At 62.0% G+C, this 14,106-nt stretch carries 12 protein-coding genes; all 12 read left to right on the top strand.

What is annotated here, in order from left to right; genetic code table 11:
• The first annotated feature begins 250 nt into the window (after nucleotides 1–250).
• Nucleotides 251–2,737: a DNA topoisomerase I gene (locus tag C1719_RS10630; RefSeq protein WP_102376037.1), complete on the top strand. Its 2,487-nt coding sequence runs from the start codon at nucleotides 251–253 to the stop codon at nucleotides 2,735–2,737.
• Nucleotides 2,738–2,857: 120 nt separating this feature from the next.
• Nucleotides 2,858–3,781 carry a malate dehydrogenase gene (mdh, locus tag C1719_RS10625; RefSeq protein ID WP_102375081.1) on the top strand — a complete coding sequence of 308 codons (924 nt, stop codon included), beginning with the start codon at nucleotides 2,858–2,860 and terminating at the stop codon, nucleotides 3,779–3,781.
• Nucleotides 3,782–3,793: 12 nt separating this feature from the next.
• A complete protein-coding gene (locus tag C1719_RS10620) occupies nucleotides 3,794–4,642 on the top strand; it encodes a fumarate hydratase (RefSeq protein ID WP_102375080.1) in 849 nt (282 codons plus the stop codon).
• On the top strand, nucleotides 4,632–5,162 hold the full coding sequence (locus tag C1719_RS10615) for a FumA C-terminus/TtdB family hydratase beta subunit (protein WP_102375079.1): 531 nt from the start codon (nucleotides 4,632–4,634) through the stop codon (nucleotides 5,160–5,162). Before C1719_RS10620 ends, C1719_RS10615 begins: the two co-directional genes overlap by 11 nt.
• 28 nt (nucleotides 5,163–5,190) lie before the next feature.
• Nucleotides 5,191–5,982: a dTMP kinase gene (gene tmk / locus C1719_RS10610; protein ID WP_102375078.1), complete on the top strand. Its 792-nt coding sequence runs from the start codon at nucleotides 5,191–5,193 to the stop codon at nucleotides 5,980–5,982.
• Nucleotides 5,975–7,117 (top strand): DNA polymerase III subunit, encoded by a 1,143-nt coding sequence (locus C1719_RS10605; protein ID WP_102375077.1) that lies wholly within the window; start codon nucleotides 5,975–5,977, stop codon nucleotides 7,115–7,117. The genes tmk and C1719_RS10605 overlap by 8 nt, the downstream gene beginning before the upstream one ends.
• Nucleotides 7,083–8,561 (top strand): PSP1 domain-containing protein, encoded by a 1,479-nt coding sequence (locus C1719_RS10600; protein WP_102375076.1) that lies wholly within the window; start codon nucleotides 7,083–7,085, stop codon nucleotides 8,559–8,561. The genes C1719_RS10605 and C1719_RS10600 overlap by 35 nt, the downstream gene beginning before the upstream one ends.
• Nucleotides 8,554–10,023, top strand: a complete 1,470-nt coding sequence (locus C1719_RS10595; protein ID WP_102375075.1) for a nicotinate phosphoribosyltransferase — start codon at nucleotides 8,554–8,556, stop codon at nucleotides 10,021–10,023. The genes C1719_RS10600 and C1719_RS10595 overlap by 8 nt, the downstream gene beginning before the upstream one ends.
• 83 nt (nucleotides 10,024–10,106) lie before the next feature.
• Nucleotides 10,107–11,006, top strand: coding sequence for a DegV family protein (locus C1719_RS10590; protein WP_102375074.1), 900 nt, complete (start codon nucleotides 10,107–10,109; stop codon nucleotides 11,004–11,006).
• A 19-nt stretch (nucleotides 11,007–11,025) separates the two neighbouring features.
• Nucleotides 11,026–11,964, top strand: a complete 939-nt coding sequence (locus C1719_RS10585) for a DegV family protein (RefSeq protein ID WP_102375073.1) — start codon at nucleotides 11,026–11,028, stop codon at nucleotides 11,962–11,964.
• A 25-nt stretch (nucleotides 11,965–11,989) separates the two neighbouring features.
• Nucleotides 11,990–12,952, top strand: coding sequence for an NAD(P)-binding domain-containing protein (locus C1719_RS10580; RefSeq protein WP_102375072.1), 963 nt, complete (start codon nucleotides 11,990–11,992; stop codon nucleotides 12,950–12,952).
• Entirely contained in the window at nucleotides 12,953–13,999 is a 1,047-nt protein-coding gene (locus C1719_RS10575) for a radical SAM protein (RefSeq protein ID WP_425439807.1), read from the top strand.
• The last annotated feature ends 107 nt before the right edge of the window (nucleotides 14,000–14,106 follow it).

Raw genomic sequence — 14,106 nt, 5'->3', positions numbered from 1 at the left:
AACGGGTGCGGACAACATCTCTACGGATTAACCAAAACTACCCGATAAAAAACAATGCTGTTGCATGGGTCGAAAATCGTGTATGCTAACAAACTGTTTTGGCTCGACCGACGCGGTCCTCGGAAAAAGCGGGGAATCGGCGCGTCGGGGGTCGAAGCGATCTGACCCCGCACACGTAAATAAACGCATGGGGATCGTGTGGACGACTATGCGCCGGACGGTATCCGGCTGCAAGAACAGGAGGAACCGCGTGAAACTGGTTGTGACGGAGAAGAACGACGCGGCTCAGAAAATCGCCGATCTGCTCGGCGCAAGCAAACCCAAAGCCGATAAGGTGTATTCGACGCCGGTCTATCGGTTCGATCTCGACGGAGAGGAATGGGTGACGATCGGTCTTCGCGGCCACATTCTCGAACCCGATTTCGCCCCGTCGCTCGTGTATAAGAAATCCAAGGGATGGCAGGGCGTGACCGAGGAAGGCGAGGTTTTGCCCGCCGCCATTCCGGCAACGCTTCCGAAGCCCCCTTTCAAAAAGAAGAAACCGTTTACGGTAGACGGCGTCGAGCTCAAGGCGTGGAAGATGGAGGCGCTGCCGTATCTGGTATATGCGCCCATCGAGAAGTTGCCCAAGGAAAAGGAAATCATCCGCAGCCTGAAAAACCTTGCGAAGAAGGCGGACTCCATCGTGATCGCCACCGACTTCGACCGCGAGGGCGAGCTCATCGGTTCGGATGCGCTTTCCTGCATCCAGGAGGTCAATCCGGACGCCCCGGTGTCGCGCGCTCGCTATTCGGCGTTCACCAAAGAGGAAATCACCAACGCGTTCGAAAACCTCGTCGAGCTTGACACCGATCTTGCATCGGCGGGAGCATCTCGTCAGGATATCGATCTGATTTGGGGTGCGGTTCTCACGCGCTATCTCACGCTCGTGAAGTTCGCTGGATACGGCAACGTGCGCTCGTCGGGCCGCGTGCAAACGCCCACGCTTGCACTCATCGTGGCTCGCGAACGGGAACGCCTTGCGTTTGTGCCCGAGGACTACTGGGTCATCAAAGGGGCGTTCGGCGAAGTCGACGATGCGTTCGAGGCACCGCACGAGACCGCCCGCTTCAAAGTGGAATCGGAAGCTCAGGCCGTCATGGCGCACATCGAGGGCAAGACGAAGGCGACCGTCGAATCCATCGAGAAGAAGAAACGCACGGTTGCGCCGCCCGTTCCGTTCAACACGACCTCGCTCATGGCCGCCGCATCGGCCGAGGGCCTCTCGCCCGCTCGCACGATGCGCATCGCCGAAAGCCTGTACATGGACGGCTACATCAGCTACCCCCGCGTCGACAACACGGTGTATCCCTCCTCGCTCGATCTGGCCGAGACGGTGCAGCGGCTCGTCGGCAATCCCGCGTACGCCCCGTACTGCAGGGAGCTGCTTTCGAAAGACAAGCTCACGGCGACGCGCGGCAAAAAGGAAACCACCGACCATCCGCCCATCTATCCTACGAACTCGGCGACGCCCGATGATTTGCCCGCCGCCGAATACAAGCTTTACAACTTGATCGCCCGCCGTTTTCTCGCAACGCTTTCCGAAGCGGCGGTCGTCGAGGGCACGAAGGTTTCGCTCGAAGTCGGGGGAGAGACGTTCATCGGTCGCGGAGACGTGCTCGTTAAACAGGGTTTTCGCGCCATCTATCCGTACGGCCTCAAAAAGGACGAGCAGATGCCCGCGCTCGAGCAGGGGCAGCAGATCGCCTTCGGGGGCGCCACCTGCACTAAGAAGCAGACCGAGCCACCCGCGCGTTACAGCCAAGGCAAGCTCATCCAGGAGATGGAGCGCTTGGGCCTCGGCACCAAATCGACGCGCCACTCGATCATCGAGCGCTTGTATGCGGTGAAGTACATCATGAACGATCCCATCGAGCCTTCACAGCTCGGCATGGCCGTGTGCGATGCGCTTGACAAGTTCGCGCCGCACATCACGCATCCGGAAATGACCGCCGAGCTGGAAAGCGAGATGGACAACATCGCCGCCGGCTCGACCTCGAAGGAGACGGTCGTCACCAACTCGCGCAACCTTCTCGCCGATCAGCTCGGCGAGCTGATTCCCCATTCGGAAGAGGTCAAAGAGGCCCTCGCCGATGCGGTTGCGGCGGACGCCTTCATCGGCAAATGCCCGAAATGCGGCAAAGACCTGCAGCTGCGCGCATCGCAGAAGACGCGGTCGATGTTCATCGGCTGCTCGGGGTGGCCCGATTGCGACGTCACCTACCCGGTACCCAAGGGCAAGGTCGAATCGGTCGAAGAACCGTGTCCGACGTGCGGCATGCCCCAGATCAAGGTGACGGCGTTTCGCTCGAAGCCGCGCATCGTGTGCATCGATCCGACTTGCGAAACCAATCATGAGCCAAACGTCGAGGTGGGCGAGTGCCCGACGTGCAAGGCCCAGGGCAAAACCGCGAAGCTCATCGCGCAGAAGAACCCGCGCACTTTGAAGCGCTTCATCCGCTGCGAGAATTACGAGGAGTGCAACACCGGCTACCCGCTGCCCCAATACGGCAAGCTCACCGCTACCGACGAAGTGTGCGAGCACTGCGGCGCGCCGATGGTGATCGTCACCACGAACCGCGGTCCGTGGAAGCTCTGTCCGAACTTCGATTGTCCGGGCAAAGAGCAGGATAAAGACGCCAAAAAGGGCGCTTCGGCGAAAAAGGGCGCCAAGAAAAGCACCGCGAAGAAGAAATAGCGGTACAATCTACAATCGACAAGAACCGGAAGGCGGATGCTCTCGGGCTTCCGCCTTTCTCGTCGTCGGGCTTACGGCTTCAGGCGACGTGGGCGATACGGAATACGAGGAGCGAAATCCATGGCCAAGGTAACCATTGTTGGAGCGGGCAACGTCGGAGCGACGGCGGCTCACATCATCGCATCGAAGAATCTCGCAGACGTCGTGTTGGTGGACGTCGCCGAGGGCCTGCCGCAGGGCAAGGCGCTCGATATGATGCACATGCGCAGCGTCGAGAAGTTCACGGTGAACGTGACCGGCACGAACGATTACGAGGCGACGAAGGATTCCGACGTAGTGGTCATCACCGCCGGCATCGCACGCAAGCCCGGTATGACGCGCGAGGATCTGCTCGGCGTGAACGCCGGCATCATGTCGTCGGTCATCGATGCGGCCCTCGAGGCGTCCCCGAACGCCGTCTACATCTGCGTGACGAACCCGCTCGACGTCATGACCTATCTCGCTTACAAGAAATCGGGTCTGCCCACCAACCGTCTCATGGGCATGGGCGGCGTACTCGATTCGTCGCGCTTGTCGTTCGCGGTGTGCGAGAAGCTCGGCTGCATGCCCGAAGACGTGGTCGCCTGGGCGCTTGGCGCGCACGGTGAGGGCATGGTGTGCTGGCCTCGCTTCACGACGGTTCAGGGCACTCCCATCACCGAGCTCATGAGCGAAGACGACGTGGAGGCGGTTGTCGAGCGTACTGTGAAGGGCGGCGCCGAGGTTGTGGCCCATCTCAAGACCGGCTCGGCTTACTATGCTCCGGGCGCATCGATCGCGAAGATGGTCGAGGCGATCCTCACCGACAGCAAAGAGGTCATGAGCGTGTGCTCCTACATCGACGGCCAGTACGGCATCGACGATCTCTACATGAACATCCCGACCCGTCTCGGCAAAAACGGCGTCGAGGAGATCGTCGAGTTCGATCTGACCGACGAAGAGCTTGCGGCTTTGCGGGCCTCTGCCGAAAGCGTGCGCGCGGGCCTTGCGAACCTGCCGGAATAGCGAAGGGCGTTCATGGGCAGAACCGTTACAGCGAGAGAGGTGGCCGAGGCGGTGCATTCGGCCATTCCCCGCCTTGCCTGGGAGCTTCCGGCCGACATCCTTGCAGGCCTTGAAGCGGCGCGCGACGCGGAGGAAAACGAACGCGGCCGCATCGTGCTGGACCAGCTTGTTGAAAACGCCCGGATCGCCCGGACCGATCGGGTCCCCATCTGCCAAGATACCGGTACGGTGTGGGTGAGTCTCGAGATCGGTCCCGACGTGGCGGTGCAAGGCGATGTCTTCTCGGGCGTCGACGGTGCGGTCGCACGCGCATACGACGAGGCCCGTCTGCGCAAATCGGTCGTGGCCAACGCGATTTTCGATCGTGCGAATACGAACGACAACACGCCGGCGTTCACCGACATCCATCCGATCGACGAGCCGGGGGCGGCCCGCCTGCATATCATGCTCAAAGGAGGCGGCTCGGACAATGCGAGCCGCGTGGTCATGCTCGTGCCCGGCGCGGGGCGTGCGGGCATCGTCGATGCCCTTGTCGAGTGCGTGCGCGAGAAGGCGGCGAACGCCTGCCCGCCGCTTGTGGTGGGAATCGGCATCGGCGCGACGTTCGACAAGGTCGCAGGCCTTGCGAAGCGCGCGCTCATGCGGCCGATCGATGAGGCGGCTCCCGATGGGGAGACAGCGGCGCTCGAGCGGGAACTGCTCGAAGCCGTCAACGCGACGGGCATCGGCGCCGGTGCGCTCGGCGGGCTCAGCACCGCTCTCGCCGTGCGCGTGGAAACCGCACCCTGCCACATCGCCGCCTTGCCGCTTGCGATCAACATGGGGTGCTCGGCCATGCGGAGGTGTACCGTTGACCTCTAGGAAGCTGACGCTGCCCCTGTCGCGCGAAGACGCCGCAAGCCTGCAGGCCGGCGATGCCTGCTTGCTCTCGGGGCCGATGTACACCCTGCGCGATGCGGGGCATATCCGCCTGCTCGCCGAGCTCGAAGAGGGTGGTTCGCTGCCCTACGGGCTCGCCGGCCAGACCGTCTTTTACGCCGGTCCTACGCCGTCTGCGGCGGGAAGGCCGTTCGGCGCGGTCGGCCCCACCACGGCTTCTCGCATGGATTTCGCGGCACCCGATCTGCATCGGGCGGGCATTGCGGCAACCATCGGGAAGGGCGTTCGTTCGCAGGCCGTGCACGAAGCCTGCAAGGAAACGGGTTCCGTTTATTTTGTGGCGTGCGGCGGTGCCGCGGCGTTTCTGGCACGCTGCGTGGAAAGTTCGGAAACCATAAGCTATGATGAGCTTGGAACGGAAGCGCTGCGACGAATCGTTGTAGCCGACTTCCCGGTATTCGTGGGCATCGATACCCACGGCAACGACATTTATTCGCTGTGATCAGCGGTGTAGCTTGAGGAACGCATTCGTGGAACAAGGGAAACGACATGGCGGGGCGCAAACCCCCGGCATCTTCATAACGTTCGAGGGAGGCGAGGGCGCCGGCAAGTCGACGCACATCCGCTTTCTCGCTGAAGCGCTCGAAAGCCATGGCCGCGAGGTGCTCTGCCTGCGCGAGCCCGGCGGCACTTCGATAGGCGAGGATCTGCGGGCGATCGTGCTCGATCCAGAGAATTCCGCCCTGTCCGATGAAGCCGAGCTTCTCATCTACGAGGCCGCCCGAGCGCAGATCGTCAACGAGGTTATCGCCCCTGCGCTTGCGCGGGGAGCCGTTGTCTTGTGCGATCGCTTCTTCGATTCGACGATTGCCTACCAGGTATTCGGACGCGGGCTCGATCGGGCGTTCGTGGAGGCGGCGAACCGATTCGCCTGCCAGGGCGTCCGCCCCGACAGAACGGTTCTGCTCACGGTGGGCGATTGCGCCGAGAAGGGGCTTGAGCGCGCCACCCATCAGGTCGGCGCCGATCGCCTCGAACTCGAGGGCGCATCGTTTCATGCGCGCGTGAACGCTGGGTTCATGGAGATCGCGGCGGCGGAGCCCGACCGCATCCGCATCGTCGCTTCGGCGGACAGGAAATCCGATACGGCTCGCAAGGTGTTCGCGGCGCTTTCCGACATCTTCACGTGGATGGCGGATCCCGCGGTCGCCGACGAGGCGTTTTTCGGCAAAATCGAGAAGAGCTACTACGGCAACAAGAAGTCCGCCGCTTCTTCGGGCGGCGATGTCCGCGGATCGGAAGGCGGGAGCCTCGATGGCTGATGCGTTCGAGAACATCCTCGGGCAACCCCAGGTACGCGAATTTCTGCGTGCCGCGATTGCGGGCGGCAAGGTGAGCCACGCCTACCTGTTCACCGGTCCGGCCGGGTCGAACAAGACGCTTGCGGCGTATGCGTTCGCCCAGGCGATCTTGTGCGATAAGGCGGGATGCGGCGAATGCGATTGCTGCCAGCGCGTCATGCGCAAGAAGCACCCTGACGTGCGCTACTTCGCGCCCGAGGGTGCGGGCGGCTATCTGGTCGATCAGATCCGCGATATCGTGGCCGATACATCGCTTGCGCCCATTCGCGCATCGAAGAAGGTCTATATCCTCGATCGCGTCGATCTGCTCAGCTCATCTTCGGCAAACGCGTTTCTCAAAACGCTCGAAGAGCCGCCGGACGATGTGGTGCTCATCCTCTTGGGCCGCACGCGTGAAAGCGTGCTGCCGACCATCGTATCGCGTTGCCAGGTTGTGCCGTTTCGCCATATTCCGGCAAGCGAGGCAGCCGGCATTCTCGTGCAGAACACGGGCGCGACGAAGATGGCTGCCGAGATCGCGATTCAGGCGTGCGGCGGGTCGATCACCAAAGCGCTCGATTTCCTGAAGTCCAACGAGCGCATGACGTTTCGGGCACGCATTCTCGAGGTGCTCGCCTCGCTTGCGCTTGCCGACGATTGGGATGTGCTCACCTACGCCGAGGACCTTGTGGTGCGTGCGAAGGCGCCGCTCGACATCGTTCGCGCGGCACAGGAGGAAGAACTTGCCGAATCCGCCGATTTCCTGGCGAAATCAGCCATACGGCAAATAGAGGCCCGCAACAAGCGGGCGCTGACTGCGAAGAGCTTCGAATCGCTTCATCAGATGACCGCGATCATACGGTCGTGGCTGCGCGACGTCCTTGCGGTGTGCGCCGGCACGCCCGAACTCGTGATCAACGCCGATGTGCGGGCGAGCATCGAAGAGGCTGCGGCGAAAACCGACGAGGCGCGTGCTGCGGCGGCGCTTGCGGCCTGCAACAGCGCGGACGGGGCGTTGACGTATAATGTATCACCTGAAACATGCCTCGATGCGCTGCTGTTCGAGATAAGGAGTGTACTATATGGTACGGGTAGCTCCCATAAAGCTGCAATATAATCCCAGGACCCTGTGGTTCGATCCGCAGGACTTGGAGATTCGCAAGGGTGATCCGGTCGTCGTGAAGACGGCGCGCGGCACCGAGTTCGGCCATGCGGCCGACGATATCATCGAAGTTGACGAGGCCGACATCAAAAAGCTCAAAAGCGAGCTCAAGCCGGTTACGAGAATCGCAAGTCCCGAAGACGAGGCGAAAGCCGCCGAGATGCAGCGTAAATCCGACGAGGCCCTTCCCCTGTTCAAGGAGATGGCCTCCGAGGCAAGCGACGACATGCATCCGGTTTCGGTGGAGTACTTGCTCGACGGAGACAAGGCCGTATTCTACTTCGAAGCCGAGGAGCGCGTTGATTTCCGCGAGCTCGTCCGCAAGCTTGCCTCGCATTTCCATGTGCGCGTCGACATGCGCCAAATCGGCGTGCGCGACGAGGCGCGCATGGTGGGCGGGCTGGGCCACTGCGGCCAGGAGCTTTGCTGCAAGCGGCTCGGCGGCGAGTTCTGCCCGGTTTCGATCCGTATGGCCAAGGAACAGGATCTTTCCTTGAACCCACAGAAGATTTCGGGTGTGTGCGGGCGCCTCATGTGCTGCTTGCGCTACGAATTCGATGCATACAAGGAGTTCAAGGCGCGCGCCCCTAAGCAGAACGCCATGATCGACACCCCCGAGGGCCCTGCGAAGGTCGTCGAGCTCGACATGCCCAAAGAGCTTGTGAGTCTGAGGACCCAAGAGGGCAAGACCGTGAAGATCCCGCTTGCCGAAATGGAGACTTCCGAAGGCGCCGCAAGGCCCGACAAGGTGTCGGCCGATGTATTCGACGCCTACGCGAACCGTACCGTGCTCGACGCGCTGACCGATTCGCTGCTGATAACTCCGCATTTCACCGGGGAGGACAAGCTCGGCGATGCGAAGGCGCGCAAATCGTCGAAGAGCTCCAAGGGGCGCCCCGGAGGATCGCAGAAGCAGCGCAAGGCGTCCGAGGCGGCGACCGAGACGAGGAAGCCGCGCCGCAGGCGCAGCACTACCGTAGGCGCCGAGGGAGACGCCTCATCGGGCGAGGCCAAGAAGCAGGCAAGGTCCAGCCAGCAAGGGCAGCAGAAGAAGAGGTCGGGCCAGAAGAAGAGGTCGGGCCAAGGACAGAACCAAGGACAGAACCAGAACCAGGGCAAAGGCCAGCAGCAGAAAAAGCAGAGCCAGCGCCAGGGGTCGAAAGGTGCCCAGAAACAAGGTCAGGGCCCGCGTCCGGGGCAGAAGTCCTCGGGCTTGCGCAACGCCGAAGCATCCCATGCAAAGACCGCGCCCAAGCAGCAGTCCAGCGGCCAGGCCGCTGGCGGCGAAAGCGCGCATCGCAAGACGCGGCGGCGCAGCCACAAGGCGGGAAGCGGCGAGGGCGGCAACGCAACGGGATCGAATCCGACCGGCGGTGCGGCCGGAGGCGGCAATGAATAGCGGCGAAACGTACGAGTACTCCCTCTTGACCGACCTCTATCAGCTCACGATGGCCCAGGGGTATTGGGAATCGGGGAAAACCGACGATCTCGCATGTTTCCACATGTACTTTCGCGAGAACCCCTTCAAAGGGGGATTCGCCGTTGCATGCGGGATGTCCCAGCTGGCCGAGATGGTGGAGACGTTCGCGTTTTCCGACGACGATATCGCCTACCTTGCAGCGCTTCCGGCGCCGGGGGGAGGAAGGCTCTTCAAGCAGGGATTCCTCGAGTACCTGCGCGCATTCGAACTCGATGTGGACATTGATGCGGTTCTCGAGGGGACCGTCGTGTTCGCCAACGAGCCGCTTGTGCGCGTGGTGGGTCCCATCATGCATTGCCAGCTTCTCGAGACAGCGCTTCTCAACTGCGTGAACTTCCAAACGCTCATCGCTACGAAAGCCGCGCGGGTGTGCTTGGCTGCGGCGGATGCCCCGGTCGCCGAGTTCGGCTTGCGCCGAGCCCAGGGGGCGGGCGGCGGCCTGTGGGCGAGCAGGGCTGCGGTTGTGGGCGGCTGCGCTTCGACGAGCAACGTGCTCGCGGGCAAGCTGTACGGGCTGCCCGTTTCGGGAACGCATGCGCATTCGTGGGTGATGTCGTTTCCGACGGAAATCGATGCGTTTCGAGCGTATGCCGAGGCTATGCCCAAGAATTGCGTTCTGCTCGTGGACACCTACGATGTCAGGCAGGGCATCGAAAACGCCATCACCGTGGGACTCGAGATGCGCGAGCGCGGCGACAGGCTTGCGGGCATCCGCATCGATTCGGGCGATCTCGCATGGCTTTCGAAGATGGCCCGTGCGCGCCTCGACGAGGCGGGACTTGCAGATTGCGGCATCGTGCTGTCGAACGACTTGGACGAGTATACGATCCAGTCGCTGCGCGACCAGGGGGCGAGCGTCACTTCGTACGGCGTGGGCACCAAGCTTGCAACCGCGTACGACCAGCCGACGCTCGGCGGCGTGTACAAGCTTTCCGCAACCAAAAACGCGGGTGAAAAGGAATGGCGCGATCGCATCAAGATCACCGAGCAGGCGGTCAAACTCACCGTTCCGGGCGTGCTCGACGTACGTCGCTACTACCACGATGATGCGCGCCTGGCGGGCGATATGGTCTACGACGTGAACCGCGGCGTCAACAAGCGCGAGCTCATCGTCGATCCCGCCGACAGCCTGCGTCGCAAAGTGCTTGCAAACAAGCGCTACGACACGTTGCTCGAGCCGCTTGCGCGCGCGGGCGAAGCCGTGCTCGCGCAGGATGGCCGCGATGCCATGAAGGCGCAGAGGCGCGCGGCGGCTCAGGTGGCAACGCTTGATGAAAGCCAGAAGCGGATGCTCAATCCGCATTCCTATCCCGTCGGTTTGGAATGTGGTCTTTTTGAGCGTCGCAACAATCTGGTTGTGCAATTGCGGGGCATTGAGTAGTTTTAGGTAAGTGTCGCCTGCGATCGGGTGAAACCGTATCACGGGGTTGTATGGGCGGCTGCAATCGAAGACGAGAGGATACCATGATCAAGATCATTACCGATTCAGTGGCATCGATACCTTCCGATATGCTTGCCGGCAAGCCGGTCGAAGTCGTGACGCTCTACGTCAACCGCGATGGCATCGAGTACGCCGATGCCGAAATGGACCTCGATGCGTTCTACGCCGACATCTACGATATGATCGACAACATTCCGATTTCGAGCCAGCCTTCGCAGCATACCCTCGAAGAGGTTTTCGAGGGTGCGGCGCGAGCGGGCGACGAAGTGCTCGGGGTGTTCATCTCGTCGCACCTTTCGGGAACGTTCGACGGCGCCGTGCGCGCCGCACGCGCCGTTAAAGCCCGCAACATCGATTTTTCGTACCGTATCATCGATTCGACTTCGTGCGGGTTCGACGAGGGATGGGCGGTTCTCGCTGCGGCGGAGGCAGCCGCAGCCGGCAAGAGCCTCGATCAGTGCGCCGAGGCGGCTCTTTCCTCCATGCAGGCAACCCGCTTTCTCTTCACGCCCGAAACGCTTACGTTTTTGCAGAAGGGCGGACGGATCGGCGGCGCTGCGGCACTGCTCGGCAACCTGATCCAGCTTTCGCCCGTGCTGACCGTACGCGACGGCGAGGCGACGACGTTTGCCAAGGTGCGCACCCGTAAAAAAGCGCTTGAGAAGATTGTCCAGACGTTTCTCGGCGACGTCGAAGAGCACGGTCTCAAAAACGTCGTCGTCCACTATATCGGAGACAAGACCCCCGCGCTCGAGTGGGCGAAAAACGTCATCGAGCCGCTTGTCGGCGCATCGGTGCGCGTGCTTCCGGTGAGTCCCGTCATCGGGCTGCATGTCGGGCCCGCCGTCGGCATAGCCTACGAGTGCAAACAGGCTTTGCAGAACAAGATCAACGGCTCGATTCAATCATTGTGCGTTCAGTAAAGAGAAAGCGATGTAAAGCATGCAGCACCAATGCAACCTGATCATTGATTCCTGTTGCGATTTGCCTTTCGAGGTTGTGAACCGCGAAGGCATCGATCTCATCGAGTTCCCCTACATCATGAGCGACGGGGAGCACGCCGACAACCTCTACCAGACGACGAGCGCACACGATTTCTTCCAGGGCATGAGAGACGGGGAAACCCCCTCGACTGCCCAGATATCGGTGCCGACGCTGCAGGCTGCATTCCAAAAGGCGGTCGACAGCGGCGTCCCGACGGTGTTTTTGAGCTTCTCGAGCGGCCTTTCAGGCAGCTATGATGTGGCTGCCATGGTCATGGAGCAGGTGAAGGAGCAAAACCCCGAAGCCGAACTCTACATCGTCGACACGAAGCTTGCCTCGGTCGCCGAGGGCCTGCTCGTGTACGAGGCTATCAGGCAGCGCGACAAGGGCCTGACGGCGAAGGAGCTCGCCCAATGGGCCGAAGAGGCCCTGAACTACGTCGATGCCGAATTCATGGTCGACGATCTCGAATCGCTGCGCCGTGGAGGCCGCATTCCCGGCTCGGTCGCCTATGCCGGCTCGAAGCTCGACGTGAAGCCGCTTCTGACCATCGATTGTGAGGGGAAGCTCACGCTTTCGGGCGTAGCTCGCGGTCGCAAGAAGGGCATCAAGCAGCTTGTCGACTACTACGAGAGGCGAGTTGCCTCGAAGGCGCCGGGGCAGTGCGTGGTGATCGCGCATTCCGATTGTCCCAAAGACGCCGAGCGGCTGAAGGACCTTCTGTCGAAGGTCGACGACAGCATCCTGTTTTTGGAAAGTTACATCGGTCCCGTTATCGGCAGTCATGTCGGTCCGGGCATGATCGCCGTGGTATTCTGGGGATACGATCAACGCGAGGAGATGTCGGTCGCCGATAAGATCGCGCGCAGGGTCAAGGGCGGCGAGCGCGCTTCGTAGCCGAAGGGACGTAAGGGGAGAGAAGATGGGCAAGACGTTTGTGTTTGCGGGTGACACCGCAATAGGAGCCGTGCTGGCTGACAATCTGGTGAAAGCCGGCTATCGGGCCGCGCCCGGCATCGCCGAAGCCGATGTCGTATTCACCTTCTGCGCTACGCAGACCGATCTCGAGGATGTGTACTTCGATACCGAGGGCCTCGTGCAGGTGGCGGGCAAGGGAACGTGGCTTGTCGATCTCAGCCCTTCAACGCCCGGTTTCGCGCGCGAACTCAACGCCGTCGCAATCGTAAGCGAACTCCATGCGATCGAGGCGCCGCTCGCTGTGCGCGATGCGACGGTCGAACGCGCTTACTCCGATACGGACAACCTCATCTGCTTCGTAGCTTCCGAAGATGAAGACGAAACCGCCGAAATACTGCCGATGCTCAAGGCGCTTGCCAGAATGGTCGAGCCGACCGGAACGCCCGGATCGGCCCAGCTCGCTCGTGCAGCCCTCACGCTCAACACCGCTTCTCAGCTCGTTTCCGTGATGGAGGCCGATGCGCTGTGCCGCGCCTCGGGAATACAGAGTTCGGGGGCGTTTCGCTTCGCACGCGAGCAAGGTTTCATCACCGAAGCCGCCGCTCGCCTCTATGCCGCTGTGGTCGAGAAGCGCTTCGTAGGCGAATATTCGGTGAGGATATGCATGGCCGAACTTTCCGCGGCGCTTATGGCCGCCGATGACATCGACCTTATTTTGCCCGGGGCCGAAGCGGGTCTTCATCTGCTCGAGCTTTTGGCGGTTATCGGCGGAACCGATATGGCGGTGTCTTCGCTGAGCCTCGTGTATGGCGAAGAGGCGGCCTGTGCCGCCCAGGGCCTCGATTGGACGCGCGCCGAGCAGGCCTACGGCGATATGGAGGACAATGGGGACGAGTGCGATTGCGGCGGCGACCATCATCACCATGAGGAGTATCCCGGCGGCTTCGGCGGGTACTCGGCGAACTAGGTGGCTGTGGGCTTTTTGCACGGCGATAGGCTTGAATCAACCGGTTTCGCGTCCGATGCGCCCGAACCGTCGCCGTGTGTTTCCGAACCGCCCGGCACGATGTTCGATCCATCGCCTCTTCCGCCCGAGCGCTGCATGCTTTGTCCGCGCGGATGCGGGGCGAACCGAGCTGCGGGGGAGCGGGGCGCGTGCGGCGCGGGGGCAGAGCTCGCGGTTGCCCGTGCGGCGCTCCATTTTTGGGAAGAGCCGCCGATCAGCGGGAACGCGGGAAGCGGCACGGTGTTCTTCAGCCATTGCCCTTTGCGGTGCATCTATTGCCAGAACCACGAGATCGCCGTCGGACGAGCGGGCAGGGCGATAACGGCCGATCGCCTTGCGGAAATATTTCTCGAGCTTCAGAGCGCGGGCGCACTCAACGTCAACCTGGTCACGCCGACCCATTACCTGCCCCAAATCAAACATGCCATCGACGCCGCGCGCAGCGTCGGGCTTTCGCTGCCGATCGTATACAACACTTCGGGGTACGAAACGCCCGGGGCCATCCGATCGCTTGCGGGCTACGTCGACGTCTACCTGACTGACTTCAAGTACTGGTCGGATGATCCTGCTCGCGCGTACTCGCATGCGTCCGACTACCGCGAAGCAGCCTGCTCTGCGCTCGATGAGATGGTTTCCCAGATAGGCGGGCTTGCTTACAGCGAGATCGCCGGGGAAGACGGTCCGGTGCTATCGCGCGGCGTGGTTGTGCGCCATATGATGCTGCCGGGCCTGCTCGACGACTCGAAGGCTATCGTGGCGCATCTCGCCGAGCGGTACGGCGACTCGATCGCGCTCAGCCTCATGAACCAGTACACGCCCCTGCGCGCGTTTCCCGAACATCCTGCGCTGAACGAGCGGGTGCCCGCCGAAGACTACGAGGCGCTGCTCGATTTCGCCGATGGCCTCGGTATCGAAGACTACTTTTGGCAGGAGGGCGATGCGGTGGGCGAGAGCTTCATCCCCGCATTCGACGGAAGCGGGGTCGATGGGAGCGCGCGGGGCGATTGATCGCTTTCGGATGCGTCTCGGGGTGCTTCGGACCTTCATCTGCAACGATTCGCCGATTGCCGTTGGCATTCCGATCCGATGCGGCGTAGCGTGCAGTCGCACTTCTT

This window comes from Raoultibacter massiliensis (genome assembly GCF_900199545.1).
In the GTDB taxonomy this organism is placed as follows: domain Bacteria; phylum Actinomycetota; class Coriobacteriia; order Coriobacteriales; family Eggerthellaceae; genus Raoultibacter; species Raoultibacter massiliensis.
Note: the sequence above shows the minus strand (reverse complement) of the source record. Positions and strands in the feature narration are given on the sequence as shown.

Excerpts from the sequence above, each read along its gene's own strand:
- mdh (WP_102375081.1), top strand. The coding sequence starts at position 2,858 with ATGGCCAAGGTAACCATTGTTGGAGCGGGCAACGTCGGAGCGACGGCG.
- C1719_RS10620 (WP_102375080.1), top strand. The coding sequence starts at position 3,794 with ATGGGCAGAACCGTTACAGCGAGAGAGGTGGCCGAGGCGGTGCATTCG.
- C1719_RS10605 (WP_102375077.1), top strand. The coding sequence starts at position 5,975 with ATGGCTGATGCGTTCGAGAACATCCTCGGGCAACCCCAGGTACGCGAA.
- C1719_RS10600 (WP_102375076.1), top strand. The coding sequence starts at position 7,083 with ATGGTACGGGTAGCTCCCATAAAGCTGCAATATAATCCCAGGACCCTG.
- C1719_RS10595 (WP_102375075.1), top strand. The coding sequence starts at position 8,554 with ATGAATAGCGGCGAAACGTACGAGTACTCCCTCTTGACCGACCTCTAT.
- C1719_RS10590 (WP_102375074.1), top strand. The coding sequence starts at position 10,107 with ATGATCAAGATCATTACCGATTCAGTGGCATCGATACCTTCCGATATG.
- C1719_RS10585 (WP_102375073.1), top strand. The coding sequence starts at position 11,026 with ATGCAGCACCAATGCAACCTGATCATTGATTCCTGTTGCGATTTGCCT.
- C1719_RS10580 (WP_102375072.1), top strand. The coding sequence starts at position 11,990 with ATGGGCAAGACGTTTGTGTTTGCGGGTGACACCGCAATAGGAGCCGTG.